Genomic DNA, 26505 nt, shown 5'->3' with positions numbered 1-26505 from the left:
ATTACCTCTGTGCCATAGTGGTTTGCGTTGCGCATTTCACCTCACCCACCCACGCCGCGCCGCGTGCTTTTTCCAGATCGAGATCGGCTTCACAAACGCTGCCATTGGCTGAAATTAGCGTGATGACCGGATATTTTTTATCAATATCGATAGCAAACCCACCCTTTTCATCGGTACGTGTTTTCCCGATGTGGTTATGAATATCGGTATTTGCAGCTAACTGCCCATCAGGGTAACGAATACGCCCAAACACGGTGACCATGCTTTTCACTTCAGGGTTAATAACACCAACGTTACCCGGATATAGCGTCAGTTCCTGCTTGCGTCCTGAAACAATATCGAAGCTGTCCTCAGAGTTTTTATCATTGAGGATTTCCAGTTTGTACTGGGCATAGGGCGGCAGTGCAATGAAATTTGATTTACCGCTGAGAAGATAATTACGATTGTTAATCTTCGCCGCCAGTTTACCCTCACCGGTCAAATCTGTTTTCACGATGACACCTGACCGTTGCCTCTCTTTACTCAGACCGAAGTCTTTCCCAGCCCACGCCAGAGAGCCTTGAGAAGAGAAGTTCATATTGGTGGAGTTATCCGCGGAACGCGTTACCGATACGGTACCGGCGTTATATTTCGTGTCATAACTCAAATTGCCGTTTATCGAATAGTTGTTGTCGTAATATTGTTCACCACTCAGACGGGTTGACGCCGCCAGGCCGACTGATTTAATGGGGCCTTCAGTATACTGCTTACGCGCGCTGATATTCCCCTGGGTGCTGCCATAGCGATCCCGGGAGACCCCCATGCTCAACCAGGAAGCCAACGGCAACGATAAATCCAGGCTGACATAACGTTCCTGTCGCCCATCGTCATTTCGGTTGTTGTAGTAATAACGCTGGATCCCTGCACGCAGTCCAACCGAGGCATATCTGCCTGAATAAAGGGTCGTGCTGTAGTCCAGGTTACGGTATTTATTGCCTGAATAGCGATTCTCCGTCTGGCTAACGGTGAGCGAACCGCCATGAGGAATAAACTTTCCGATATTCAGCGTGCCGCCAATGGAATAATTGTCACGTTCCTGCACGGGCAAACGATCGCCAATTTTACTGTCTTCACGCGATGCCCAGAGAGAGCCATACCCCTCAGGCACATTGAGATTAATGTTACTGATGTTTCGCCATGACGAATCGTTCGCCACCAGCGTCTGAGTGCCAATGCTTACGTATTCATTCACATTGAGCGTGACATCCGTTTCATTAACCGCATTGTTGTCAAAACCGTAGAGCGTGGATTTCAGGCCCAGTCCCGACAATACCGCCAGCGTTACCGATGCGGCCCCGCCAGCAATCCATGTCTGTTCGCTGCCCAAATCCTGATAATGATTTCGCTTATAGCTCACACGATCATAATCCAGTGAGCCGCCAAAAAATTGCCACGAGAGCTGATCAATTCCGGCTGCTTGTTGGCGGGCAAAGATTTTATTTACCCTGCTGATACGACTATTAATTGTCCGGCCATTGACCACGATATCTACCGTGACGTCATAAACTCCATACGGGAAACGACTGGTATCAATTTCATAGCTGCCCATATTAAAGTTCTGCACGCTGAGCAATCGCCCGTCACGAAAGACATGAACCTCGCCAGCGGCTGGCAAAAATACGGTAATCGGCGTGAGCGAAAGCGCGGTATTTTCAACAACCGTACTTCCTTTATTTCCATAGCTCACACCGTAAATTTTACCGCCGTTCAGCGCATTCAGGCTGGCAATAGACTGGACATTCCAGGTGTCAAGCATCCCAAGCGCCAGTCGATACCCGTTATAATCGCGCTCATACATCGCCCGATAGAGTTTGCTGGTGCCATTGCTGTCGCCTATACCGTAAAACGAACCGTTAATGTTGATATGGTGCTCACGCAGCGATGTTGTATTGTCTACCGTCAGATAGCTGCGAGTACTGCTGCCGTTGTGATAATCGTTGTAGTAGGTACCAAAGTTATAATTCAGGACATTGGAGAGCGTCTCCACACTGGAAGGCCCAAGCAGACTGCTGCGTGCGACAATCGCTTCAGTTAGCGCATCTTTACTAACAATCATCTCCAGATGAAATGAAGAGACGTTAAGCTGCAGGCGTGCATTAGCCGATAGCTCGATATTGGTATTATCGTGAAACTTCACATCACGAATTTTTTCCACCAATGCGCGGGTTTTTCCAGATAACACGGCATTATTAGGTAATTCAGTAAGCGTCAGGGATTTAACGGTAATATTGCCATCAACAAGCGAAATTACCGCATCGGCAATTTTTTGCTGACTTTTCTCGTCAGTCTCGTTGTAGCGAATATATACCGGTACCGTCATTCCCTGCTCCAGTGAACGGGCGAAAGCGCTGGGAATAACGTAATTACCCACTTTTACTGGGGCTGCATGTGAAAATCCTGGTGTCAGCGCAAGAAAAAGGCAAAAGCTACCGCCGACAATGTTTTTTGTTGTCATATGCATCCTTACATTCCGGTATTTTATTTATCCCGTACAGATGGCTGCAATCGACCATCACTTCACTGTAATAAACTGCTTACCGTGCCAGATACCGATCCGTGAACGGCTATTATTAATATCGGTAAACTGTAATTTTATTTTCGTACCTGGCATAATGTAATAACGTTCGCGACAGCCTCGTCCTCGATCGCGGGCCTTCTCTTTACACGTGCCATAGGCGATCACTCGAAACGAAACATTGCCAGTATTGGTAATAACATCGCCATTTCGGTTATATTCAAAACGCTCCTTTCTCGGCGCAACCACCAAAATAGTTCCAATTTCAGCCGACGCTGTTGCAACCGCCATTTTATTGGCCCGGGTTTCCGCGCTCTCGGTAACCGGTTCATCAATCCATTGCAGACGATAATAACGCTCAACATCATCTGCTGGTCCTTTATAGAAAAAGCGAAATACATCCTTCGCCTGACCAGGAAGAATAAGGTTGGCAGGTGTAGAAAGTAACTCTCCGGAATTAACAGGCTTTATTTCGACTCCGCCAGCTAAAGGTGATGACAATTGTTTTACCGAAACACTGACATAACGCGCCGCATCAGTCGTATTGGTAATTTCTTTCGATAATGAACTCTCAGCAGAAGTCATTATCGATGTAATTTCACCAACATTAATTGCCCATCCGGGAAAAGATACTACTAACCCTACCAACATCGCTGTCGGTAAATATTTTTTCATGACACCATTCCTGATAAATTCGGGAGATAAAATTCTCCCGAATTTTTTATTACTTAGGTAGTCGTCCAGGTTGCATTGAACTGTACTTTTACATCACCAGTCCAATAGCCGTCTGGCAGGGCAGAGTAATCCGTTACTGCCTGGGTACCATCAGAAGTCGCTGACGTGATGGTGAATTTGAAGTTGGATTGATCGCTGACACGAGCAGCACCGTTATAAGCGCCATCAGCCATCAGGCTTTCAAGACCAGAAGTCGAGCTGGAGTTGACCAGGACAGTATCTGAAGACTTAGTCAGCGCGGTGCCATTCCATGCCACTCCTACGTTCAGGGTAGATGCATCACCACTGGCGTTGGTCAGAGTGTTGCTAATGATCTGCGCAGTCAGCTCAAAATCAGTTGCCGTCTCCTGGCCCTGAATAGTCACATCAAAAGCACCGTCCTGAGAGTTGAAGGCATTCAGTCCTTCAGCATACTGGAAAGTCAAAGAGTTTAGCGGGGTGACAACCAACATGCTGGTGGTATCTTTTGTTGCCGTCGCATCCCACGAGGCAGTTGCAGAAGCAGTAACATCTGCCATTGCATTTGCCGCAACAAATACAGAAGCCAGAGAGGTTACTAATAATAGTTTTTTCATTTTTATCTTCTCCTAAGAACAAACTCACCACCGAGTCTTATTATTAAGTCACTCCAGCGGTTCCATTAATTGCGAGCCAGAATTGCCGCGCAAAAAAATTATCATTTGAATTAAGTAACATCTCAACAAACCCTGAAACGCAGAAATTACAAAAGACTAAGAATTTTCTTACACAAATAGTCTTCCAGGAACTTTCCCAAGATATATTTACTCAAAATAAGCCGCATTTCAGAATTATTAACCACACAAATAAGTCGAACCAAACAATTCATCTTTTTTATGTTTTTGATAAATATCAAAAAGGTCATACAAATAAAACCCTAATAAAATCCTTACAAAACATAAAGATAATTAAAATATTTATATCTTTTCTAAAATGCTGACTATTTGTTACAACTTTGATAAATTTTCATCTTCACAAGAAAATTCTCATGAAACTTTCGTTTGAAGGGGAATATTCTTATAAACAAAGCAAAAATCTGGAGGATTAATACTCGAATTGATAATTATTTCACACAAATAAAACCAGGAATTTTCCATATAAAAAGAATATTCCTGGTATTGCAAGAAAAAAATCATATTCATAAAAGCGAGAATTAGATGAAGCTTTTCAAACCGAGATAACTATTAAGTGTTACCGTACGTACACGATGTAAGGTAATCAAATCTTGTTGTTCGAGTGATTTTAATGAACGGCTGACGGTTTCAATTTTAAGATCGAGATAACTGGCAATTTCTTCCCGGGAAAAAGGCAATCGAAGCGTCGTTTCCGGTCTGCCAATACGCAAATGCATCTCGTAAAACTCCACCAGGAAAGCGGCGATTCTGGCCTCCGCGTGTTTATTTGCATAACGCCGCAATTTCTCAACAATGAACCCATTATCTCTGCACAGAAACTTGATGACTGCTGCGGCAACTGAAGGATCCTTCTCTGCGACCTTGAACAACCGCGCGATGTCGATATGGCAAACTTCCGCAGTCGTTGCAGCCCTGATGGTGGTCAGATACGTTCTCCCTTCGACAGCATCCAGCGCCATGATATCCCCTGGAACATAAAAGCGGCTGATAAAAACGTTATCGCCACATTCCACGCTGGACTTGCAATACCCCTCATGAATCACAAAAAGCATCTCTGCGGCTTCATCCTGCCGAGCGAGAATCTCACCGGCTTTAAACTTCCTTCTTTTGTCTATTAACTTGTACTCATTATCACGATCAATAGCAGCTCCCTTTGGACACAGCGAACAATGGCGGGGTGGGAACGGATTGCCGAGCGGCACAACAGGAATACTAAGTTTGTGAATATCCGATTTCACGCAACAACTCCTCATAAAAATGAGACTGATTCTAATAGAACAAGCGTGGGGAACAATACGTGAACCACAGACCAGGAAAATTCATTCCAGACAGGGAAAATTCTGTGCTGGCTTACTTTCTGGCACAAACGAGAATATGAATAAATATAGTCTGCTGCGGATGATTAAAAACGCAGAGCTAAAACGAACGCGGGTATGGCGAAGAAGGTTAAAACAAACCGGGCGATGCATTACTGGCCTTGCGAATCAAACGCCTGTTTTGCATCACCCGGTTTCAATTACGCGCGAATGGTATCATCTCCGAAGCCAATCCACTTGTATGTGGTCAGTGCTTCCAGTCCCATTGGGCCACGCGCGTGCAGTTTTTGCGTACTCACCGCCACTTCAGCCCCCAGTCCAAACTGGGCGCCATCGGTAAAACGGGTGGAAGCATTCACGTATACGGCAGAAGAATCAACTTCATTCACGAAACGGTTGGCGTTGCTGAGCGTGCGCGTCAGGATAGCGTCGGAGTGCTGGGTGCCATGTTCGCGAATGTGCGCGATAGCGCCATCCATATTTTCGACCACCACAACATTCAGATCCAAAGACAGAAACTCGTTATCGAGCTCTTCCGGTTTCAGCGGCACCAGTTTGGCCGGGCCATGCAGTACCTGCATCACGATTTCGTCGCCGTGCAGCGTAACACCGCTTTCCGCCATCTTGTCGCTTAACGCAGGCAGGAAACGCTCAGCGATATCCTGATGCACCAGCAAGGTCTCCACGGTATTGCAGGTGCTCGGACGCTGGGTTTTGGCATTGACGATAATCTTCAGCGCTGGCGCGATTTCAGCAGAATCATCCACATAAATATGACACACGCCAATGCCGCCGGTGATGACCGGGATAGTCGACTGCTCACGGCACAGCTTGTGCAGGCCCGCGCCACCGCGCGGGATCAGCATATCGATGTACTTATCCATACGCAGCATTTCAGCGACCAGCGCGCGATCCGGATTGTCGATTGACTGCACCGCTGCTGCGGGTAAACCGCAGGCTTCCAGCGCCTTTTGGATCACCGCCACGGTCGCAGCGTTAGTCCGGTAAGTCTCTTTCCCGCCGCGCAGGATCGCCGCATTACCGGTTTTCAGGCACAGGGAGGCAACATCAACGGTAACGTTAGGACGCGCTTCATAAATCACGCCAATCACGCCCAACGGGACGCGACGACGCTCAAGACGCAGTCCGCTATCCAGCAGGCCCCCGTCAATCACCTGCCCGACAGGGTCAGCAAGATTACACACCTGACGCACGTCGTCAGCAATCGCTTTCAGACGCGCAGGGGTCAATGCCAGGCGGTCGAGCATTGCTTCGCTCAGACCATTTTCACGCGCCTGTTCTACATCCTGCTTGTTAGCGCTAAGGATACTTTCCATTTGCGCTTCCAGCTCATCGGCTATTTTTTCCAGCACGCGATTTTTTTCGCGGCTGGAGAGCAGCGCCAGCTTGTATGACGCAGCTTTGGCAGCAATGCCCATTTGTTCCAGCATATGCCTGTTCCTTAACGGGTAATCATGTCGTCGCGATGGACAGCAACCGGGCCGTATTCATAGCCGAGGATGGTGTCAATCTGCTGTGAGTGGTGTCCGGCAATACGGCGGAGCGCGTCGCTGTTATAGCGGGTCACGCCGTGGGCGATATCGCGCCCTTCGAGATTGCAGATACGAATCACTTCACCACGAGAAAAGTTGCCTGTCACGCTTTTAATGCCTTTTGGCAGTAATGAACTGCCACGTTCCAGAATCGCTGCGGTCGCGCCCTCATCAACGGTAATTTCCCCGGCAGGCGGCGCGCCGAAAATCCAGCGTTTACGGTTTTCCAGTGGAGAGGCCTGAGCATGAAAACGCGTTCCAACGGAAACGCCTTCCATCACATCGCCAATCACGCCTGGCTTGCTGCCTGCGGCAATGATGGTGTCGATCCCAGCGCGACACGCGACATCAGCGGCCTGCAATTTTGTGCCCATACCGCCTGTTCCCAGGCCAGAAACGCTGTCGCCGGCAATGGCGCGCAACGCATCGTCAATACCGTGAACGTCTTTGATCAGCTCCGCCTGCGGATTGGTGCGCGGATCGGCGGTGAAAAGTCCCTGCTGATCGGTCAGCAACAGTAGCTTATCGGCTCCGGCCAGAATTGCCGCCAGCGCCGAGAGATTGTCATTATCGCCGACTTTAATTTCGGCGGTCGCCACCGCGTCATTCTCATTGATGACAGGAACGATGTTGTTGTCCAGCAGCGCGCGTAACGTATCGCGGGCATTGAGAAAGCGCTCACGGTCTTCCATATCCGCACGCGTCAGCAGCATCTGCCCGATATGGATACCGTAAATAGAGAACAGCTGTTCCCACAGTTGAATCAATCGGCTCTGCCCTACCGCCGCCAACAGCTGTTTCGAGGCTATCGTCGCCGGAAGCTCAGGGTAACCAAGATGCTCACGCCCGGCGGCGATCGCGCCTGAGGTAACGATAACAATACGATGCCCTGCGGCATGAAGCTGCGCGCACTGGCGAACCAGTTCTACGATATGGGCGCGGTTCAGGCGGCGCGATCCGCCCGTTAACACACTGGTGCCAAGTTTTACCACCAGCGTCTGGCTGTCACTCATGATTCTCTGCCATTCAAAATTGGGGAAAATGATATCAAACGAACGTTTTAGCAGGACTGGCCCCGGTTGCCAACAGCCAGCGCACAAAGCATGAAATTTTATTGCGCAGGATCAGCAAGCGTAGCGGCAGATTTTGACGCATTTATTACAGAAACATAAAAACACTCTTTTTTAAAAATATTCTTACTTTGTCATAAAACGTTCATTGCCAGACGTTAAAAACCTTCCTGTCTTTTAACGGGGATCACACCCAGTGAATATTAGCGCGTACTTTTAATCAGGAATGAAAATGAAAAAGAGCACTCTGGCATTAGTGGTGATGGGGATTGTGGCGTCGGCATCCGTACAGGCAGCTGAAGTGTATAACAAGAACGGTAATAAACTGGATCTGTATGGCAAAGTTAAAGCCATGCATTACATGACGGATTATGACAGCAAGGACGGCGACCAAAGCTATATCCGTTTAGGCTTTAAGGGCGAAACGCAAATTAATGATGAACTGACGGGTTATGGTCGCTGGGAAGCAGAGTTCGCAGGCAATAAAGCTGAAAGTGATTCCAACCAGCAAAAAACACGTCTGGCCTTTGCCGGTCTGAAATTAAAAAATCTTGGCTCGTTTGATTATGGTCGTAACCTGGGCGCGCTGTACGATGTAGAAGCGTGGACTGATATGTTCCCGGAGTTCGGCGGCGATTCTTCTGCACAGACCGATAACTTTATGACCAAACGCGCCAGCGGCCTGGCGACTTACCGTAACACCGATTTCTTCGGCGTCGTAGATGGCCTGGATCTCACCCTGCAATATCAGGGTAAAAACCAGGACCGCGATGTGAAAAAACAGAACGGCGATGGTTTTGGTACATCCGTTACCTATGACTTTGGCGGTAGCGATTTCGCCGTAAGCGGCGCTTATACCAACTCCGATCGTACCAATCAGCAGAATCTGCAAACTCGCGGTACGGGCGATAAAGCAGAAGCCTGGGCAACGGGTTTAAAATATGATGCTAACGATATCTATATTGCGACGTTCTATTCTGAAACGCGCAATATGACGCCGATTTCCGGCGGCTTCGCCAATAAAACGCAGAACTTCGAAGCGGTTGTTCAATACCAATTTGACTTTGGTCTGCGTCCGTCACTGGGTTATGTGCTGTCAAAAGGTAAAGATATTGAAGGCGTCGGCAATGAGGATCTAGTGAATTATATCGACGTTGGCGCCACGTATTATTTCAACAAAAATATGTCCGCGTTTGTCGATTATAAAATCAACCAGCTGGATAGCGACAATAAACTGGGCATCAACGATGATGATATCGTTGCCGTCGGTATGGTTTATCAGTTCTGATTTAGGATAAAAAATGCCGGATGGGGTTGCGCCGCCATCCGGCATTTTACTGTTCATTATGCGGTTAATTTAACCGGCTCATCTTTAAAATCGTCAGCAGGCTCCAGCGCCAAATCCAGCGACGTTAACAACCCACGTAATTTTTCATGAAACTCACGTAAGGTGTATTCCAGTCGCTCTACCACTTCAGTCTCTTTCACCGGCACCGCCGTCCAGTTGCCATCTTTATCAAACAAACCAAACTGATAGCTGTAAGTAAAGCGTTTTTCCTGCGCCTCAAGCTCCATCCACCAGCCCCAGAACTCGCGTTTCTCAGGGGCGGGTTTCACGTTGACGCAAACAGCCAAACAATCGAAAAAAAAGCGATTATCTTCGCACTGTCCTTCCCGGATGTACGGGCCAAGCGCGGTGAATTTCTTGATCAATCTACTTTTCGGATGCCCACTCGGTAACGTCATTACGATCTCCTTAGGTGAAGCTCCTGTTTTACCAAATCGATAAAATTTAGCAAACTTTTAACACAATCTCTGATTGATCCACTTGGTTATTTCTTGCAGTCCTTTGTCAAAATTGCGATACACCGGATTGAATGGAATCTCCAGCAGCTTACCGTCAGAAGATGACGAGGTGATTAAACGCGACTCCTCTTCCGGGCTAAACGGGTCGTTTTTCCAGAAGCCCGACAGCATTGGCGTCGGGCAACGTCGACCGAGCAGTCCCTGCACTTTTAATGAATAGCGATTAAGCTCAACGCGCAGCGCTTCATCGGAAGCGTCGTGCATCCCCAGGCGGCTGGCCAGAACGTCAAGATACATTTCCGGGACGCTTGCCTGACGCTGCGGGTCACTCAGCAGCGCATGCACAACCGGTCCCAGGCAGGCCACCGCCTTCAGCCGTGACGACTCCAGATACGCCAGGCGTACCGCTACGTTAGCGCCAAAACGGAAACCGAAGGCCGCCACGCGGGTGTGATCCACCCACGGGACATTAGGCAGCGCCTTTAATACATGCTGATGCAGCAGGCTGGAATCCTGAGTCAGTTTCCATTTTGATGAGAATCCGACCGACGGCATATCCAGCGTCAACATGGCAATACCGCGCGGAGCAAAGTAGCGCTCATACAGCGTGTAGTAGTCCGTTTGCATGGAATCGAGACCGCCGCACATCAGTACCGTCGGGAACGGACCATCGCCTTTTGGCATATGCAGGAAGCCGGTTATCGGCGCGCCGCCAGCGACCGCAAACTCCATCTCACGCAGCGTGCCCGGCAGCCGTTGAGCGGCTTCTTCATAGGCGCGATTAGCCAGAGCCTGCGCCTGCTCTGCCAGCTCATCGCCTTTCAGGTGCGGATAAGCAGCAATGTTGTACAGCGTAGAGGCATGCAGCCAGTGGCGACCACTCAACTGCGGATCCTCCTCCATAGACGCTTTCTGTTGCCATTCCATCGCCTGCTTTGCCCACTCATAGATCCAGTTCCCGCCACGATAGCCAATGACCGTATCGTAGAGCTCTTTATCCGTACGTTCGGCTTCGCTCATCACGATACGCGCCTGTACTTCGAGGATTTCACGCGGATCGATGCCGCGCCAGATCCACATCAGACGATTCACCATGCGATACCAGTGCGGGATTGTTTTGCCATCCAGGGCAGATTGTACGGACGGCTGCGCGCCGTGATTAAAACGACGAACCAGCGTAGACGTTTCAGGGTGTTTGAAGCGGGGTTTGAACAGGACTTCGCTGAGGTTAGCTTGTGACATTCTTGCAGCCTCCATGAATACTCATTAAGGCATAGTGTAACCTGATGGGGATTAATAAAGAACAACGCCCGGCAAAGCCAGGCGTTGAAAGCGCTGTTGATTAGCGACCAGAGATCGGCGGGACAAACACTACGCCCATATCCCACGGCTGCTCAATCCAGGTATCCTGAGGGATATCAACAATATAATCATTTACCAGCGGACGACCTGCCGGCTTAGCGAAAATAGTGACGAAATGCGCTTTAGGATACATTTCGCGGATCGCAACCGCGGTGCCGCCGGTGTCAACCAGGTCGTCGATGACGATAAAACCTTCACCGTCGCCTTCAGCACGCTTAAGCACTTTCAGCTCGCGCTGGTTGTCGTGATCGTAGCTGGAGATGCATACGGTATCGACATGACGAATACCCAATTCACGCGCCAGCAATGCGCCCGGCACCAGACCACCACGGCTAACGGCAATAATGCCTTTCCATTGTTCAGAAGGCATCAAGCGGCTTGCCAGTTTACGTGCATGGATCTGCAACATGTCCCAGGTGACGACGTATTTTTCGCTCATGTGAAGTGTCCCAGCCTGTGTATCTACGGCTAATTAATAATTGAGGGTGAATCAGGTTGCGCGAGATTATAGAGATCTGACGCACTAAAAACCAGTGTTTCGCGGAATCCGCGCCTCTTTTTGCATGCTTTATGCTAGCCGTCGGCGGAGAAAGTGGTATTCTCAATCGCATCGCGCAAGCCTGACTTGTGGTGTTTTTAATTCAGCTAACCCCGTGGACTGCAAGCAAGTTTTGTAGGACACCGCCAAGGAGACTCAACGTGTCTGAACTGTCTCAGTTATCCCCGCAACCGCTGTGGGATATTTTTGCCAAAATCTGTTCTATTCCTCACCCGTCCTACCATGAAGAGCAGCTCGCTGAACACATTCTGAGCTGGGCCCAGGAGAAAGGTTTTCACGTCGAGCGCGACCAGGTCGGTAATATCCTGATTCGCAAACCTGCCACTGCAGGCATGGAAAACCGCAAACCGGTGGTTCTGCAGGCGCACCTGGATATGGTTCCGCAGAAAAACAACGACACCGTGCACGACTTCACCAAAGATCCTATCCAGCCTTATATTGATGGCGAATGGGTGAAAGCCCGTGGCACCACGCTGGGCGCGGATAACGGTATCGGTATGGCGTCCGCGCTGGCCGTACTGGCGGATGACAATGTGGTACACGGTCCGCTGGAAGTGTTGCTGACCATGACCGAAGAAGCGGGTATGGATGGCGCGTTCGGTTTGCAGGCAAACTGGCTGCAGGCAGATATCCTGATCAACACCGACTCTGAAGAAGAAGGTGAGATCTACATGGGTTGCGCAGGGGGTATCGACTTTACCTCAAACCTGCCGCTGTCCCGTGAGGCGGTTCCGGCTGGTTTCCAGAGCTTTAAGCTGACCTTAAAAGGTCTGAAAGGCGGTCACTCCGGCGGTGAAATCCACGTTGGTCTCGGTAACGCTAACAAGCTGCTGGTACGCTTCCTGGCGGGTCACGCTGAAGAGCTGGATCTGCGTCTGGTCGATTTCAACGGCGGTACGCTGCGTAACGCGATCCCGCGTGAAGCCTTTGCGACCCTCGCCGTGGCCGCAGATAAAGTTGATGCGTTAAAAGCACTGGTTAACACTTACCAGGACATCCTGAAAAACGAACTGGAAGCCAAAGAGAAGAATCTGGCTCTGCTTCTGGATGCTGTCGCCAACGATAAAGCCGCCCTGACCACGCAGTCTCGCGATAGCTTTGTTCGTCTGCTGAACGCCACCCCGAACGGCGTGATCCGCAATTCCGACGTGGCGAAAGGCGTGGTGGAAACCTCCCTGAACGTCGGTGTCGTGACCATGACTGACGATAATGTACAGATCCACTGCCTGGTTCGCTCGCTGATCGACAGCGGTAAAGACTACGTGGTAAGCATGCTGGATTCACTGGGCAAGCTCGCCGGTGCCAAAACCGAAGCCAAAGGCGCGTATCCTGGCTGGCAGCCGGATGCTAACTCTCCGGTTATGCACCTGGTTCGCGAAACCTATCAGCGTCTGTTCAACAAAACGCCGAACATCCAGATTATCCACGCCGGTCTGGAATGTGGACTGTTCAAGAAACCATATCCGGATATGGACATGGTTTCCATCGGGCCAACTATCACCGGTCCGCACTCCCCGGATGAGCAGGTTCATATTGAAAGCGTCGGTAACTACTGGACGCTGCTGACTGAACTGTTGAAGTCGATTCCGGCGAAGTAAGTCTCTGTAATAAATGCCGGATAGCGCTACGCTTATCCGGCCTACGCGCTGATTTGTAGGCCGGATAAGGCGGTTACGCAGCCATCCGGCAATACATCAGAGTCAAATTCCCAGCAGCAGTTGCCTTTCCAGCTGTGGATCAAGCAGCGTGACGTGTAATCCCACCAGCCTTACGCCCCGCCCGCCCCGACGTTCATCCCAGGTTTTGCGCGCTGTCGCAATTAAGTCATCTTTGCTTAAGCGCGGCCAGACGTGCTCCTGCGAGGTTTGCTGAAAATCATTAAACTTGAGTTTAATTCCCTGCCGGGCGATCAACAGATCCGGTTTTACCTTTGCCAGACGTCGTTCCAGTTCGGGATATAGCCGCTCAATAATCTCCTCACATTCAGCCCATTCATGAATATCTTCTGCCAGCGTACGCTCAACGCCGACAGATTTGCGCAGTCTGTCGTTGTTGACATCCCGCTCATCAATGCCCTGGCTGCGTTCCCACAACACGCGACCAAACTTACCAAAACGTTTGAGCAACATGGCCAGGTCGTATTTTTGAACATCCTCGCAAGTACGCAATCCCATCGCTTCCAGCTTAGCGGCAGAAACTTTGCCTACGCCGGGTATTTTCCCTAGCGGCAACGTTCTGAGAAATTCGGGAACATCAGCGGGGGTAATGACATATTGCCCGTTGGGCTTATTGAGATCGGAGGCTATTTTTGCCAGAAACTTAACCGGCGCAATCCCGGCGGAGGCGGTTAACTGTAGCTCGTTGAAAATCGTCTGGCGGATCTCCTGCGCTATCAGCGTGGCGGAACCGTGACAGTGAGCACTGTCGGTCACATCCAGATAGGCTTCGTCCAGCGAAAGAGGTTCGATCAGCGAGGTATAACGGGAGAAGATCGCCTGAATCTGGCGGGAGGCTTCTTTGTAAGCCTCGTATCGACCAGGCAATAACGTGAGATGCGGGCACAGTTTTAACGCCATTCCGGTCGGCATTGCGCTACGCACGCCAAATTTACGCGCCGGATAATTGGCCGTGCTGATAACGCCCCGGCGTTCACGACTGCCGCCGATAGCAATGGGAATGTCGCGCAGGGCTGGATTATCACGCATTTCCACCGCCGCGAAAAAACAGTCCATATCAACATGTATGATTTTGCGCATGACTCGCCTCCCACAATACTGTTTAAGTATACAGTATTTTTATGGTGTGAGAAGTCTGATTATGCCTTACGCTGGACCATTCATGACAAAGCGCGCATCGCACAGGTAACGTACGATGTCCGTGGTCTTATGTTCTGCGGGATTACCCGCCGTACTGACAAAAAGCTTATTCACTTTGCGAATCTTTGCCCGCAGCAATTTTTCGATCGTCATCAGGCGAAATGCATCATTTTCCACGCAGAAAAGCTCATAGTCACCCAGACGCTCTCCACAAATTTCACAATGATTCATCCAGTAACGTAGCCCGGTGGTTTTACTTTTATCCAGATAGTAATTGCTGGCCTTAATGTTCTTTTTTATCTCTTCAGGCAGAGAATTAATATGAAACAGAAAGGTATTCCGTCGAATAGATTGCCAGCCTTGGCCATCATGATCTTTTCTAATAAACCGGGTAAACATCACTCCGTGAATATGAGTGAGCTGGTGGCAGTTCCAGCAGTGCATCTTCGAGGTAATTACCAGATAGTACGGCGCGACGATGTTAAAACTATCGGTGTTGTAGACATAGTCACGAAGCCCCCCGTTTAGCTCATGAGGTTCGGTGTACCAGATCCCTGAAATCTGGTCGAAATGCGCGCCCTGACAGGCCACATCCGTGACGTTATCAGTATGAATATCCAATGGAATAATATGGGTTACATCTATCACATTGCCTTCCTGCGGGATAATTTGCCCCCACGTTGCGTGGAGGACCGGGAGTCAAATTAATGAGTGACGGGAGCAGAATGTTGACGTAAAGAAGTCACCTGCTTTTGTTTGTCCAGCTTATCAATCAGCGGTTGTACGACCTTCTCGCCGTGTTGGCCAAAATATTGATACAGCGTATCGGAAGCGCTTTGCGTTAATACCATGATCTCAATGCGACGGTTGCCGGCGCTTTCCGGATTTTTCGCATCCAGCAGCATTTGGTCGGCCATTGCGCTGACCTGCATAACTTTATTCTGCGGCATTCCGGCATCTTCCAGTACGCGTCGAGCAGACAATGCGCGGTCGCCTGACAGGTTCCAGTTGTTGTAAATGTTACTCTTATAGCTCATCGCGTCCGTATGCCCGGTGATGATGATCTTATTGTCCAGCGAGTCAAACACGGGGGCCAGCTCAACCAGCAGCGATTTAAAGAACGGCATAATTTTGGCGCTACCGCGTTCGAACATATTACGGTTCTGATCATCTTTAATCAGTACGCGCAACCCCTGAGGAACAATCTCCATCTCAAGGTTGGTCTCCATATGCGCCTTGCGGGCAATGACGTTAATGTCGGTCGCCAGCTCGCCTAACTCCTGGGCTGATTTTTGTTTCAGTAACGCCGTTTTCTCATTCACATCCAGCGCCTTTTTAGCGTTCTCTTCCGTGATCCTCGCCGTCTCCTGTGGATTCTCGGTTTTATCAAGCTTGTTGCGCGTGACGTTTTTCTTCTGCGCGCCTGGCGCTATCGGCAGTTTGCCCAGCTTGTTTAACGGCGCCATACCGCCACCGTTAAAGATTGACTGGCCATGCAGCGCCGCCACGATATTTTCGCGGTCAGCCTTGCTGACGCTGTTCACAATCCACAGCGTCATAAACAGCGCCATCATCGCCAGCGTAAAGTCAGCAAAGGCGACCTTCCACGCCCCGCCATGATGACCTGCATGGTTCTTTTTAATTTGTCGGCGGATAATGGTGGTTTTCGCGCCGCGATCGCGACGATTTGGCCCCTTCCTCATGCTTATTCCTGCTCCAGCATCGCATTAACCCACGCATCCAGATTGGCGAAAGTGGGTTTAGAGGCCAGATGGAGAAGTTTACGGCCAGCATCGACCGCCAGTAGCGTCGGTTTACCGCCCGCTTGCGCCACCAGCACGGTACGAACGCATTCGAGCAGCGAATGCTCTGCCCGCGCCTGCTGTTCCATGGCGTTTGCCAGCGGGTCCATCAGGCAATAACAGATGAATACCCCTAAGAATGTCCCCACCAACGCCGCCGCCACTTTCAAACCGATAAGCGCAATGGAGCCATCAATAGACTGCATGGTGATGATAATGCCCAATACCGCAGCACAAATACCGAATCCAGGCATCGCCTCGGCGGTACGCTGCAAAGAGCGCGAAGGGGTTAACAAAGACTCTTCAGCGGTATCCAGTTCCTGATCGAGGATCCCTTCCAGTTCATGGGCATCGATTTTACCCATCGCCATCAGACGGAAGTTATCGGCGATAAATGTCACCAGTCGCTTCTGAGTCAGCACCAGCGGGTATTTCTGGAAAATGGTACTTTCTTCCGGCTGTTCGATATGCTGATCCAGCATACGCAGACCACCGTTCTGCACCATTTCCAGCAGCTCATACAGGCACATCAGTAGCTGACGCTGAAATTCCGGTCCCATTTTCTTTTTACTGATCACCCCTTTGATCTGATGGGCGATCTCTTTCAGCACATGTACCGGGTTCCCAATAATCATCGCTCCCAGGCCGGCACCAACGATAATAATAATTTCTGCTGGCTGCCAAATAGCTATTAACTGCCCACCAGCCTCAAAGTAGCCGCCAAATACGCAGCCCAAAACCACTAATAAGCCAAAAATCTTTTGCATTACGTCCTCCGCATGTTGATTCGGAATTGTTAGTCTGGATATAAACAATCACGAATCTTGTGCGTGATTTTTTTATTCATTTGACAGATTCGGGCTTCGGTCAGCCCTAATACCAGCGCGATCTCTTTTAAATTCATATCGTGTTGGTAATACATTGAGAGCACGAGGCCCTCTTTTTCGCTGAGTTGGCTCAGGGCGTAACTCAACATTTCCTGCGTGACGAATTGCTCTTCCAGCCCCCGCCCTTCGAGCGGTGCTATCGGCATATCGCCATTCAGTAATTCATCCAGGCTGGCCAGCGTTTCCGCACCTTCCAGCTGTTGGTATTCCTGATAATCCTCAGACGATAATCCCCGTCGGGACAACTCCTCCCATGAGGGTTCATGCCCAAGCTGTGTGCGCGCATCACGAATCAAATCTTTAATCTGATGGTATTTTTGGCGTAGCTGGCGAGGCCGCCAGTCGAGGCTGCGCAGCTCATCCAGAATTGCGCCGCGTATGCGGTGAACGGCATAACCGGCAAAACCTTCGTCTGGTTGACCGTAGCGTCGAATCGCATTCAGCAATCCCATCAACGCCGTTTGTTCCATATCCTGCCTGTCCATAACGCAGGTACATTGCGGCGCAAGTTGACGCACCACTTTGCGCACCAACGGCAGATAAGCCTGTAAATAATGGCTCTCTTGCTTTGGCGTAAGCATGGGCGTCGCATTAAAGTCTTCTGACTCGTAAGCATCCTGTATCATGTTATTTCCTGGCTTGTCGCTTATTGGAACACGACTTTTTTCACCAATATCTCCTTATAAGGTGTCGCCATTTTGCGTTTCGCTAATTCAACTTTCAGATTTTCAAATATTTTCTTTCTGATTTCGGAGATCTTCAGCGCCCGAATATCTTCATACTTCATATTCGAAAGCTCATCTACGGTAATACTTTGATAGAGCGGTTCGTCCTGCTTAATTTTTTCAGCATCTTTCTCTGAATCAACAACCATCACCAGCTCAGCGACCATATAGCGATCGCCGCCTTCATCATCATGCAGCGTAACCACCGTTTCTGGCAGGGAGACAAAAATATTGTTGGACTCATCCTGGCTATCTTCCGCTTCGTGAGCGGGAGTCGCTGCCGCAGCCGTGGTTCCCTTATTCATAGCATGATAAATGCCCCATCCGGCCCCCCCCGCAATACCCAAAGCGACGACGGAACTGATCACACACGCGATAACGATTTTCTTCATTTTGCTTTTACACTTTGATCAGAACGGATTCATTCCGTTGAAATTGAGGTTCATCATTGAGCACTAATGCTGACGCCACCTCATCCTGTTGATGACCTGACTGCTGTTTTTGCTGCTGCGATTGCCCCTCGGAAGAGACCTGAACATTGACTTCCATGAAGTTCTGCGCCGTCAGGTGCTGACGTAGGTTTTCGCTAAACTGCTGCAATGAGCGGCAGACATCGCTCTGATTTGCGCCGATGTGTACCATCAGCTTCCCAGCATCCAGTTGCACGGCAATTTCAAGCTTGCCCAGCGACGGTGGATCAAGACGAATGGTCGAAATTTGCTGTTGCTGACCTATCTGGAACTGAATTCTGTCTTTAAGCAGCGCAGTGAGTTTCTCCCCGAGTTCCTCCGTTGACATCGTCACTGGTGCGGAAACTGGCGTCGACACGATGTTATGCTCGGTCAGTGGATTCACTGGCTGATTTCCCTGCGCCGCGGTATTGAGCAAATTCTGCGTAGAGAGCGCAGGATTGACCGTCACCCCAGCGGTTTTTCTCTCCACCACCGGGCGAGGACTGGGGTTCTGGGTTGATTTCACCCGAGCAGAAATTTGTTGGGAGGTCGAGAGTGACGCAGGCTCCGGCGCAATCGCTCGCAGATCCTGGGTGGAAAACGTCGCCAGCTTAGCCTGTTGATCCGGGGTTGCTGGCGGCAAATCCTCGCTGAGTGACGCCAGTAACGTTTGCAGCTTAGGCGGCAGTGACGATAAGTCAGTTGTGTGCTGATCAGCCGATGGCGCGGATGTTTTTTCCGGCTGGGCCATGGCGCTCGCCAGTTGGCGCAGCAATGATGACCCCGAATGGGTGGTTTGCACCTGCGCCAGCATTCTCAACATGTCGCCATCAGGCTGCTTTTGTACATCGGCCGGGGCTGCCTGAGTCGGTTGCGCCAATAGCATAGCCAGCAATGCCTGCATGGCTGCCGGATTCGCGTCGTCTTGTTTATGCGCAGCCACCGATGTCTGCTGATGACTCAGTTTTGCACCAATCAACCGCTCAGCCGCGGCGTTCAGCCCCGACTGGGATAAAGAAAATGCGCTGCCGCCCTCAGGGGTTGACGGCGCCGAAATCGTCGCCTTTTCCGGTGTGGCCTCTGCCGACGCACTGACCGAGGCCAGTAATACAGGATTCATGCCTTCTCCGAAATTAAATTAACCATTGAATACGCCAACATTCCTTCCTGGTTTTGCTGATGTTTCTCCATCCGCGTTTTGAGTTCTTCCGCACGCTGCGTTCGCCGCGCAATTAATGTCTCAAACGCGACCAGCAGTCTGCTTTTCACTTCCCGTAGCGCCTCGGCGTCAGTTTCCCAGGCAGCATAGGCATGAAAGTCACGCATCACCTGCTGATGCAGACCTGGTAATCGACGCCACCGTTTTTGATCCAGGGCATCGTTCATCGCCGCCACCAGGGCATAAAGCTGCTGTTGCTGACGCTCTCTTTCCATCGCCTTATCCAAGTTTTGCTGACAGACCTTCCCAGCCTGTACGCAGATTCGTCAGGATGAGGATCACTTCATCAATTTTTTCTAACGACAATTCGCCGCTGGCTTCATACAGGCGGTAGACGCAGTGGTCATACAGCCGGGAGAGATTCACCACCAGCTCACCGCCGGTTTCAAACTCCAGCGAGCTGGTTAAGGCGTTGAGAATATCGATGCATTTATTGATGCTTTGCGCTTTACGCTCGTAGCGTTTGTTCTCAATGTGGCTTTTCGCGCGTTCCAGTTCGTCCATCAGTCCCGAAAACAGCACCAGCACCAGCTCTAACGGTGATGCTGCTGCCGTACGCGCAGCAAGATCCATCTCTTTGTATTGCGAATAACCATCCTGCGTGTCGTACATATTGGTTCTTAATCCTTCTCTTAAATCAGCCGGTTACATAAACGCGGCCATACTCACTTTCATGGTGTACACCTCAACCAGCGTATTGGTGTACTCTTCCACATAGCGCTCGTAGTTGGTGTTATAGGTTTCGGTCAGTTGATCGCTTTCGTCCTGGATTTTGCTCTGCTGGTCGTCAATGTTTTCCTGGCGCATGGCAATGATGCCGTTGCTGGAATCCAGATAGCTGTCCATCAGGTCGTCCATTTGTGCGACCATGCTGTCGTCACCGACAAAAATAGAGGTCAAACCGTCCGGGTTTTTTTCCATTTCTTCGCTGAACTGGGTGGAGTCGATTTGTAAGTGACCGTCGGAATCCAGCGTGATGCCATAGTCGACAATCGATACGCCGCCGTATGAAGCGTGAGCGATATCATCCATTTGGTTTGCCAGCGAATTCATCCCGGCATCACCGGCAAAGACCCCGGCCGCGGTGTCGTCATCGCCGTAGCTGGTGAGAGAATCTATGGTGTCGATTAGCGTGTTATAGGCATCCACGAAGGTTTGCACTTTTGCCTGAGATCCACTGGAGTCTTCCGCGACGGTAAAGGTGGTCACATCATTAGGATCATCAGGATCGCTGACTTCGGAAAACGTCATCGTTACGCCGGGGATAACGTCATCGAAAGTATTCGAACTACTGGTGATGGCAGGACCGGTTTCACTTCCCAGATGAATTTCTGCGTCCTGCGGATTCGTGATGAGCTGCTCACTGGAAGACTCCGCCGTCGCAAAATCGGTGTTGCCCGTAACGCTCACTGAAAAGCCGCTTTGTGCTCCGGTGGTATCAGAGGTCAGCATGATAGTGGTGGTGCCGTCGGTTTTAACCAGCGCCGCCGATACGCCAGGGTTGTCATCCGAGTCATTAATTGCATCAACCAGTTCGCTGGCATCAATAAAACTGTCGCCATCTTCATCAGCAGCCGCGAGATCGATATCCATGGTCGTGCCGTCATCCATCGACAACGTAAAGGTACCGGATGCGCTGTACTGGTCATCACTCATGCTGAACGTGGTTTGTTGCGCCTGTGCAAGTGCCGAAACATAAAATGAATAGGTTCCGGCCTGAGCTTCCGAGTTTGCGGATATGGTGTTTGAATCATTGCTCGACGTAGCAGAAAACGTCAGCGGGCCGTCGGTGTCACTGTTAAGCGCATCAATTGCTGACTGAAAGTCGGTGAGCGCCGAACTTAACGAGTCCAGGCCGTTGCTCTCTGCATTCAATTCGTTCTGCTCGTTTTGCAGATTTGCCGCCTGGGTGGCGATGTCCGCGTAGGCAAATTCTTGTGCTAATTTTTGGATCGGACTCGTAAAACTCATAATCAGTGACTCCGTGCAACGTTAGTTATGTAATAGCAAAACGCATGCCAATATTTTTTATTATTGATATTCAGTAAGTTAAGTTAGTAGCGGAAATGAATTTTCCCTTCCTCAGGAAGGTTTCCAGGCAAAGGCCCGGTTGCGGAAAGCACAACACCGCCGGATGGCGGTGTTGTGAATGACATTACGTCAGGAATTACTGCAGCAGGCTGGAAACCATGCTGGACATGCTGTTGGACTGCTTCAGCATGGTGATACCCGTTTGCATCAGTACCTGTTGCTGGGTCATGTTGGACGCTTCCGTCGCATAGTCGGTATCCATAATGTTACCGATCGCCACTTCAGTGTTGTCCTGCATGCTGGTCAGGTTAGCCGCAGTGTCGTTCAGGCGGTTGATGGATGCACCCAGTTTGGACTGGATCTTAGACACGTCGTCCATTGCAGTCTGGATAGTTCCAATCATCGCGTTTGCAGAGCCAGAAGTGGTCAGTTCGGAGCCGCCAGAAATACCTGCGCTACCGGTCTTATCTGCCTGGTCACCTTTGAAGGAAGCACTAACCTGATCCAGTGCGTTAACCAGAGTGTCCAGTTGGCTGGAAATATCAACGGTCATGGTGTCAGAAGATTCAGCGCCAACCTGGAAGGTTACGCCGCTCTGGAACAGACCGTCTTTACCGGTGTTGCTGGTACCGGAAACACCGAACAGGTTGGTACCGCCGTAAGTGGTGTTCTGCAGCATATCGGACATCTGCTGGCCCAGCTCGTCGTATTCGTCCTGCATCGCCTGCAAATCTTCGTCGCTGTACGTTCCGTTCGCCGCCTGAGTAGACAGGTCTTTCATACGGCCCAGTACGTCGGTCATTTCGTCAAACATGCTGTCGGCTGTCTGCAGCATGGCAGTGGCATCGTTGATGTTGCTCAATGCAACGCCCATGCCGCTGGACTGCGCGGTCAGACGGTTGGCAATCTGTTTGCCCGCAGCGTCATCTGCAGAGGAGTTAATACGGTTACCTGTCGCCAGACGTTCCATAGAAGTAGACAGTGATGCGCTGCTTTTGTTGATAGCATTTACAGCAGACATTGATGCGGTATTAGTATTAATCGATAACATGGTACTGCTCCTTGGGAATAATCGTTTTCGTTTCGATACTCTGTAAAAACGACCACCCGTTTGGAAAACTTAAAGCGCTGCAGAAAATTTTTTTTGACGCGTTACACAACATCATTAGCGAGATAAAAAACGCTTCCACCTCTATTTTAGCTTTGCGTGCTACCTCCCACAAAAACCACCTTCTAAGGAAGATCTCAATCAAGATTTAATTAAAAGATTATTAGAAATATCTAATAACGGCTTGGTTGCTTACGCGCCATACGGGTTAACTTTTTGATAAGAATAAGATTATCCCTAGATGAAATCACTTTAAAAAGCCTGGTTATAGCCATGTTTTACATTTAGTTGCAAATACCCTGTACTTTTATATTGTGAGTCTCGGGCACTTTCGCTACATTTCAAATCCTTTTTTGGACAGCATAAAAAACACTCAATAGCGATTCAGCTGCAGCTTCACAGCACAAAGAAATTTCAATTTCTCCAGAATTTTAATGCACTGATTTTTAACGGTGTGACACCAGGGATATAAAATCTTGCACGGGTATACAAATCGATGAGTATCGTAGTCAACAACTGGCGGATGGATTCCTCGCTTAATGCGTTAATCCATTGTGAAACAGGCGAGATACGTCGCCTGGGCGAATACCATTTTATTCTGTTAGAGACATTAGCTAAAAATGCCGATGTCGTTTTATCTCGGTCATATTTAATGAGCGCAGTTTGGAAGAATCGCATCGTCGGTGGAAATAGCCTGCCGACAGCCGTTCATGCGCTGCGCGTTGCGATCGATGATGACGGTAAACAGCAAGAAATTATAAAAACCATACCTAAAAAAGGGTATTTATTTAATAAGAACTACCTCACTGAAACTATTGACCTTAATGAAACTGTGGTTGATGACAGCACCATTGATGAGGTCGAGAAACGTACCGAGATTGTTGAGTCCCCTGCGCCTGATGAAATGCTTCCATCAACAAATAATGGGGAAATACCCTTACTTAACAGTCAACTATCGTCAAGAAACCAGAGAAAAACGGCCATCAGACGGCATCCTTATCGAGCCGTTCTGATTACCTTACCCGTTATCGTTATCGCGCTGTCGTTGTTTATTTTAATCTCTTATTTTAAAGCACCGTCTGTCACCAAAATGGAAGAAGCTCCGCAATTGGTTAAAGAGACGCTTGAAAATGCCAACTATGTTACGGTATATCAACTTTACGACCCAGGTGAGAATAAGAAATCATCATCGCTTGTTTCAACGCATATTCTTCCCGGTATCGAGCAGCTCAACCCACTGTTGGTAAGCCATAACGCCTCGATGACCTTGTATTATCGGGTCTCACTGAACAAACTCGCCCTTGATATTGTACTTAGCAATCAATGCAATGATAAGTGGCAGTTAGCGCTAAGCTTTGACAACTGGCTAAATAAAGATAATGAAATGAATGGTATTTTAATTAAAGAAGTGGAGAAAATGTTAAATGAAATGCCAAAATGCAAATAATTTCTTTTTCCCTGCCCTGTCTGCTTTCACGCTATTTTTCACATTTACGGCTCATGCCCGCATTGAAAATACGGTCATTGCCAATTACGACCTTACTACTGGCAAAAACGTACATTATGAACTTATCGCAAGTTCTCTGGATAAAAGCACCACGATCACTCTCGTCCCTTTGGAGCAAAATAATAAAATGCCCTCTACGTTTAAAGTAGCGTCGTGTATTAATCATTATACCGGCTCATATAAACAGGGTGAGTTTCACTTTAGTACCACCAAAACCGATCAAAACGATTCTCGTATGGCTAATTTCGGGGCATTTGTCACTGAGCACAACCTGCATACATGGTGGCTCCATATAACTCCGCAGCAAAATTTGATTTTTACTCGGGATGTCGGAGGTCTGTTAATCACAGACCCCTCTGTATTTAACTTTTCAACCAAAGCATGCCAGCAGAATTAACTTAATAAACTACGGACAGTCTGGCTGGAAAGTCGGGCTTGTCCATTCACCGCCTGCGCTAATACCTGATAATTGTGATTAGCATGATCCAAAACCCCACCCAATGATTCAGAGGCTTTTACCGCACTTTCTGCCTGTGGAAAACGCGCCATACCGTCAATGAGTTGCCGGGCCTTCTCCTGCTGGGCAGCCATTTGCGCACGTTGATCGCCAATAATATCCAACGCCTGCTGTAATCCGTCCTGAGTTCGGGCTCCGCCCTGTGCTACATACTGTTGAAGCTCCTCTGAACGCGAGGGATCGGCAAATGTTTTCAGCGGGGTAAACGCTGATGACTTCGCACCGACATCGCGTACGCTCAGGGTTTGCTGGATCTGCGACCACTGCTTTTCCGTGGTGGAGAACGTTAACGTGCCCTGCCGATCGTGCACCTGTACGCCGACGCGACGCAGCGCGTTGCTCATCATTATCTTGTACTGGCCTGGCTCCATATCCTCACCCACCACCACCGCCGAGTGCTGCGTTTGCCGCCCATCGGAAACACTAAACATGCGCGAGCTTATGGCATCTTTTTGCAGCATCTGCGCCAGTTCAGGCGCGTGAAAGGTCACTCGCGCCTCGCCCTGCAAAACCGGACGCAGTTGCCTGTCCACCGCGCCGCCGGATAACGCCGTTCTTTTATCCAGCCACTGGGTAAGTTCGGCTCCCTTTTGCTGCTGCGCCTGCCCGCCACGGCGCGAGGCATGGCGATAATCCAGCAAATGCTGTTCCAGTTGTCCCAGATAGTGATCGGCCTGCTGTAGCGTGGTGAGCTGATCGTTAAGCTGCACGCTATAACGCTGAGGCCGGGTGGTAATAAGCGGTGAGGCCGGGTAATCACTCGCCGTTGCGGGTAACTTTTGACGGACAGGGGCATTCTGCGCAACGGTATGCTGCTGCACAGAAGGATTAAGCGCTCCGCTACCGGAGAGTGACGTTGTATTTAAACCGACCTGCATACTATTCCTGAGCTACTGCTCGCTGTTAAATCACACTGAAAAGGTTCAACTCACTCACTTTAGAGTAGGTTTTTAAGGTGGCTTCCATCGCCATTTCCAGTCCGGTAAAGGTAATGGAAGCTGGGCCGTAATCCAGATCGCTCAACTGACTGATCAGCTGATCGTTGGACGTTGAGATATCTGTCTGAGCATCGCTGAGCATGGTCATTGTATTCTGCGTTTCACCAATGGTGGCGATGGAGGCGTTGAGCTCATCAGAGGCCACGTCTACCGTATCGATGGCATTCTGAATGTCGCTTTGCACCTGCGGATCGGCAGGATCAACCGATGGGTCCTGCAGCTCTTTCGATAATGACGTTAAGGTGTTCAGCACATCCAGGCTATCGCCGAAGAAATCGCTGACGGCCACATTGGTGTCAACCTCTACGCCATTGGAGACAGTAGTTTGGCGATGATCGCCATTCCCCTGGTAGGTATAGCTGTCGGTCACGCCGTCGCCGTCCTCATCCACCGCGACAATCGGCGGCCGATCGTTCACCGTCCCGCCAAACACATAGTGACCGTCTTCATCTTGGTAATTTAACGCCGACACCATCGCTTCAGTCATCGACTGGATATCCTGCCCCAGACTGGATAATGACTCAGCGGTATTGGTGCCGTTCGCGGCTTCCAGCAGATCGTCGCGAATCGCCAACAGATCGTTATTGACGCCGTCGAGAATAGATTCCTGCTGGCTCATCCCTGCCGACGCGGAATTAATATTCGTTTGATATTGGTCGAGGGCCGATTGCTGGCGGTTAAGCTGGGTGATACGGGTCGCCGCAATCGGATCGTCAGACGGCAACAGAATGCTTTTCCCCGTCGCCATCTGCGTGACGACATGAGAAAGATCGCTGGAAAGGTCGTTAAAACTCTGCGTCATAGACACATAAGACTGCTGGGCAGTGACTCGCAT

At 49.8% G+C, this 26505-nt stretch carries 26 protein-coding genes; 4 read left to right on the top strand and 22 right to left on the bottom strand.

The window, feature by feature from the left end:
- Nucleotide 1: 1 nt before the first annotated feature.
- The 6 genes from FOB24_RS06840 to proB all read right to left on the bottom strand — a co-directional run bounded on the left by FOB24_RS06840 (nt 2) and on the right by proB (nt 7824).
- Nucleotides 2–2494, bottom strand: a complete 2493-nt coding sequence (locus FOB24_RS06840; protein WP_150344696.1) for a TcfC E-set like domain-containing protein — start codon at nt 2492–2494, stop codon at nt 2–4.
- Nucleotides 2495–2551: 57 nt separating this feature from the next.
- Nucleotides 2552–3229 (bottom strand): EcpB family pilus assembly chaperone, encoded by a 678-nt coding sequence (locus FOB24_RS06835; RefSeq protein WP_038637707.1) that lies wholly within the window; start codon nt 3227–3229, stop codon nt 2552–2554.
- A gap of 53 nt (nt 3230–3282) precedes the next feature.
- Entirely contained in the window at nt 3283–3864 is a 582-nt protein-coding gene (gene ecpA / locus FOB24_RS06830; protein ID WP_038637704.1) for a common pilus major fimbrillin subunit EcpA, read from the bottom strand.
- Between the two features lie 596 nt (nt 3865–4460).
- Nucleotides 4461–5180 (bottom strand): Crp/Fnr family transcriptional regulator, encoded by a 720-nt coding sequence (locus FOB24_RS06825; protein ID WP_137351130.1) that lies wholly within the window; start codon nt 5178–5180, stop codon nt 4461–4463.
- A gap of 278 nt (nt 5181–5458) precedes the next feature.
- Nucleotides 5459–6709 carry a glutamate-5-semialdehyde dehydrogenase gene (gene proA, locus FOB24_RS06820; RefSeq protein WP_069323871.1) on the bottom strand — a complete coding sequence of 417 codons (1251 nt, stop codon included), beginning with the start codon at nt 6707–6709 and terminating at the stop codon, nt 5459–5461.
- An 11-nt stretch (nt 6710–6720) separates the two neighbouring features.
- Nucleotides 6721–7824, bottom strand: coding sequence for a glutamate 5-kinase (proB, locus tag FOB24_RS06815; RefSeq protein WP_003031373.1), 1104 nt, complete (start codon nt 7822–7824; stop codon nt 6721–6723).
- 289 nt (nt 7825–8113) lie between these two features.
- On the opposite strand from proB, the gene phoE reads away from it, so the two are divergent.
- Nucleotides 8114–9169, top strand: a complete 1056-nt coding sequence (phoE, locus tag FOB24_RS06810; RefSeq protein ID WP_042310379.1) for a phosphoporin PhoE — start codon at nt 8114–8116, stop codon at nt 9167–9169.
- 56 nt (nt 9170–9225) lie between these two features.
- On the opposite strand, the gene crl is transcribed toward phoE, so the two are convergent.
- From crl to gpt, 3 genes are all read right to left on the bottom strand, one after another.
- Nucleotides 9226–9627, bottom strand: a complete 402-nt coding sequence (gene crl, locus FOB24_RS06805; protein WP_061383058.1) for a sigma factor-binding protein Crl — start codon at nt 9625–9627, stop codon at nt 9226–9228.
- 57 nt (nt 9628–9684) lie between these two features.
- Complete coding sequence (gene frsA / locus FOB24_RS06800; RefSeq protein ID WP_038637686.1) at nt 9685–10929, bottom strand: esterase FrsA; 1245 nt, start codon at nt 10927–10929, stop codon at nt 9685–9687.
- Nucleotides 10930–11029: 100 nt separating this feature from the next.
- A complete protein-coding gene (gene gpt / locus FOB24_RS06795; RefSeq protein ID WP_038637683.1) occupies nt 11030–11488 on the bottom strand; it encodes a xanthine phosphoribosyltransferase in 459 nt (152 codons plus the stop codon).
- 260 nt (nt 11489–11748) lie between these two features.
- Here gpt and pepD point away from each other — a divergent pair, with 260 nt between their 5' ends.
- Nucleotides 11749–13206 (top strand): cytosol nonspecific dipeptidase, encoded by a 1458-nt coding sequence (gene pepD, locus FOB24_RS06790; RefSeq protein WP_150344695.1) that lies wholly within the window; start codon nt 11749–11751, stop codon nt 13204–13206.
- 102 nt (nt 13207–13308) lie between these two features.
- Here pepD and dinB read toward each other — a convergent pair whose 3' ends face one another.
- The 11 genes from dinB to lafA form a co-directional block, all read right to left on the bottom strand.
- Nucleotides 13309–14364, bottom strand: a complete 1056-nt coding sequence (gene dinB / locus FOB24_RS06785; protein WP_150344694.1) for a DNA polymerase IV — start codon at nt 14362–14364, stop codon at nt 13309–13311.
- A 66-nt stretch (nt 14365–14430) separates the two neighbouring features.
- Nucleotides 14431–15072 carry a DNA primase gene (locus FOB24_RS06780; protein WP_150344693.1) on the bottom strand — a complete coding sequence of 214 codons (642 nt, stop codon included), beginning with the start codon at nt 15070–15072 and terminating at the stop codon, nt 14431–14433.
- Nucleotides 15073–15128: 56 nt separating this feature from the next.
- Nucleotides 15129–16127 carry a putative lateral flagellar export/assembly protein LafU gene (gene lafU, locus FOB24_RS06775; RefSeq protein WP_121528631.1) on the bottom strand — a complete coding sequence of 333 codons (999 nt, stop codon included), beginning with the start codon at nt 16125–16127 and terminating at the stop codon, nt 15129–15131.
- Between the two features lie 2 nt (nt 16128–16129).
- The gene (gene motA, locus FOB24_RS06770) at nt 16130–16993 is read right to left on the bottom strand and encodes a flagellar motor stator protein MotA (RefSeq protein WP_006685923.1); all 864 of its coding nucleotides are present in this window, start codon (nt 16991–16993) and stop codon (nt 16130–16132) included.
- 29 nt (nt 16994–17022) lie between these two features.
- A complete protein-coding gene (locus FOB24_RS06765) occupies nt 17023–17739 on the bottom strand; it encodes a FliA/WhiG family RNA polymerase sigma factor (RefSeq protein WP_038637670.1) in 717 nt (238 codons plus the stop codon).
- Between the two features lie 20 nt (nt 17740–17759).
- Nucleotides 17760–18230, bottom strand: coding sequence for a flagellar basal body-associated FliL family protein (locus FOB24_RS06760; protein ID WP_038637667.1), 471 nt, complete (start codon nt 18228–18230; stop codon nt 17760–17762).
- 7 nt (nt 18231–18237) lie between these two features.
- Nucleotides 18238–19410, bottom strand: a complete 1173-nt coding sequence (locus FOB24_RS06755) for a flagellar hook-length control protein FliK (protein ID WP_150344692.1) — start codon at nt 19408–19410, stop codon at nt 18238–18240.
- Nucleotides 19407–19724 carry a flagellar protein FliT gene (locus tag FOB24_RS06750; protein ID WP_087856476.1) on the bottom strand — a complete coding sequence of 106 codons (318 nt, stop codon included), beginning with the start codon at nt 19722–19724 and terminating at the stop codon, nt 19407–19409. The genes FOB24_RS06755 and FOB24_RS06750 overlap by 4 nt, the downstream gene beginning before the upstream one ends.
- A gap of 4 nt (nt 19725–19728) precedes the next feature.
- On the bottom strand, nt 19729–20121 hold the full coding sequence (fliS, locus tag FOB24_RS06745) for a flagellar export chaperone FliS (protein ID WP_003843794.1): 393 nt from the start codon (nt 20119–20121) through the stop codon (nt 19729–19731).
- Nucleotides 20122–20154: 33 nt separating this feature from the next.
- On the bottom strand, nt 20155–21480 hold the full coding sequence (fliD, locus tag FOB24_RS06740) for a flagellar filament capping protein FliD (protein WP_087856477.1): 1326 nt from the start codon (nt 21478–21480) through the stop codon (nt 20155–20157).
- Nucleotides 21481–21676: 196 nt separating this feature from the next.
- The gene (gene lafA, locus FOB24_RS06735) at nt 21677–22591 is read right to left on the bottom strand and encodes a lateral flagellin LafA (protein ID WP_087856478.1); all 915 of its coding nucleotides are present in this window, start codon (nt 22589–22591) and stop codon (nt 21677–21679) included.
- A gap of 553 nt (nt 22592–23144) precedes the next feature.
- On the opposite strand from lafA, the gene FOB24_RS06730 reads away from it, so the two are divergent.
- Both FOB24_RS06730 and FOB24_RS06725 read left to right on the top strand, forming a co-directional pair.
- On the top strand, nt 23145–24095 hold the full coding sequence (locus tag FOB24_RS06730; RefSeq protein WP_150344691.1) for a transcriptional regulator: 951 nt from the start codon (nt 23145–23147) through the stop codon (nt 24093–24095).
- Entirely contained in the window at nt 24073–24552 is a 480-nt protein-coding gene (locus FOB24_RS06725) for a hypothetical protein (RefSeq protein ID WP_085047728.1), read from the top strand. The genes FOB24_RS06730 and FOB24_RS06725 overlap by 23 nt, the downstream gene beginning before the upstream one ends.
- Here FOB24_RS06725 and FOB24_RS06720 read toward each other — a convergent pair.
- Together FOB24_RS06720 and flgL are read right to left on the bottom strand one after the other, a co-directional pair.
- Nucleotides 24549–25550: a flagellar hook-associated protein gene (locus FOB24_RS06720; protein ID WP_150344690.1), complete on the bottom strand. Its 1002-nt coding sequence runs from the start codon at nt 25548–25550 to the stop codon at nt 24549–24551. The genes FOB24_RS06725 and FOB24_RS06720 overlap by 4 nt on opposite strands.
- A gap of 25 nt (nt 25551–25575) precedes the next feature.
- Nucleotides 25576–26505, bottom strand: coding sequence for a flagellar hook-associated protein FlgL (flgL, locus tag FOB24_RS06715; RefSeq protein WP_069323862.1), 930 nt, complete (start codon nt 26503–26505; stop codon nt 25576–25578).

The organism is Citrobacter werkmanii (genome assembly GCF_008693645.1).
GTDB lineage: Bacteria > Pseudomonadota > Gammaproteobacteria > Enterobacterales > Enterobacteriaceae > Citrobacter > Citrobacter werkmanii.
Note: the sequence above shows the minus strand (reverse complement) of the source record. Positions and strands in the feature narration are given on the sequence as shown.

Bases quoted from the DNA above. Each gene is read 5' to 3' on its own strand.
- lafU (WP_121528631.1), bottom strand. From the start codon at position 16,127: ATGAGGAAGGGGCCAAATCGTCGCGATCGCGGCGCGAAAACCACCATT.
- FOB24_RS06720 (WP_150344690.1), bottom strand. From the start codon at position 25,550: ATGCAGGTCGGTTTAAATACAACGTCACTCTCCGGTAGCGGAGCGCTT.
- lafA (WP_087856478.1), bottom strand. From the start codon at position 22,591: ATGTTATCGATTAATACTAATACCGCATCAATGTCTGCTGTAAATGCT.
- ecpA (WP_038637704.1), bottom strand. From the start codon at position 3,864: ATGAAAAAACTATTATTAGTAACCTCTCTGGCTTCTGTATTTGTTGCG.
- proA (WP_069323871.1), bottom strand. From the start codon at position 6,709: ATGCTGGAACAAATGGGCATTGCTGCCAAAGCTGCGTCATACAAGCTG.
- FOB24_RS06765 (WP_038637670.1), bottom strand. From the start codon at position 17,739: ATGATACAGGATGCTTACGAGTCAGAAGACTTTAATGCGACGCCCATG.
- proB (WP_003031373.1), bottom strand. From the start codon at position 7,824: ATGAGTGACAGCCAGACGCTGGTGGTAAAACTTGGCACCAGTGTGTTA.
- phoE (WP_042310379.1), top strand. From the start codon at position 8,114: ATGAAAAAGAGCACTCTGGCATTAGTGGTGATGGGGATTGTGGCGTCG.
- FOB24_RS06760 (WP_038637667.1), bottom strand. From the start codon at position 18,230: ATGAAGAAAATCGTTATCGCGTGTGTGATCAGTTCCGTCGTCGCTTTG.
- gpt (WP_038637683.1), bottom strand. From the start codon at position 11,488: ATGAGCGAAAAATACGTCGTCACCTGGGACATGTTGCAGATCCATGCA.
- FOB24_RS06730 (WP_150344691.1), top strand. From the start codon at position 23,145: ATGAGTATCGTAGTCAACAACTGGCGGATGGATTCCTCGCTTAATGCG.
- FOB24_RS06725 (WP_085047728.1), top strand. From the start codon at position 24,073: ATGAAATGCCAAAATGCAAATAATTTCTTTTTCCCTGCCCTGTCTGCT.
- fliS (WP_003843794.1), bottom strand. From the start codon at position 20,121: ATGTACGACACGCAGGATGGTTATTCGCAATACAAAGAGATGGATCTT.
- crl (WP_061383058.1), bottom strand. From the start codon at position 9,627: ATGACGTTACCGAGTGGGCATCCGAAAAGTAGATTGATCAAGAAATTC.
- FOB24_RS06755 (WP_150344692.1), bottom strand. From the start codon at position 19,410: ATGAATCCTGTATTACTGGCCTCGGTCAGTGCGTCGGCAGAGGCCACA.
- flgL (WP_069323862.1), bottom strand. From the start codon at position 26,505: ATGCGAGTCACTGCCCAGCAGTCTTATGTGTCTATGACGCAGAGTTTT.
- fliD (WP_087856477.1), bottom strand. From the start codon at position 21,480: ATGAGTTTTACGAGTCCGATCCAAAAATTAGCACAAGAATTTGCCTAC.
- FOB24_RS06840 (WP_150344696.1), bottom strand. From the start codon at position 2,494: ATGACAACAAAAAACATTGTCGGCGGTAGCTTTTGCCTTTTTCTTGCG.
- FOB24_RS06750 (WP_087856476.1), bottom strand. From the start codon at position 19,724: ATGGAAAGAGAGCGTCAGCAACAGCAGCTTTATGCCCTGGTGGCGGCG.
- FOB24_RS06835 (WP_038637707.1), bottom strand. From the start codon at position 3,229: ATGAAAAAATATTTACCGACAGCGATGTTGGTAGGGTTAGTAGTATCT.
- dinB (WP_150344694.1), bottom strand. From the start codon at position 14,364: ATGCGCAAAATCATACATGTTGATATGGACTGTTTTTTCGCGGCGGTG.
- motA (WP_006685923.1), bottom strand. From the start codon at position 16,993: ATGCAAAAGATTTTTGGCTTATTAGTGGTTTTGGGCTGCGTATTTGGC.
- frsA (WP_038637686.1), bottom strand. From the start codon at position 10,929: ATGTCACAAGCTAACCTCAGCGAAGTCCTGTTCAAACCCCGCTTCAAA.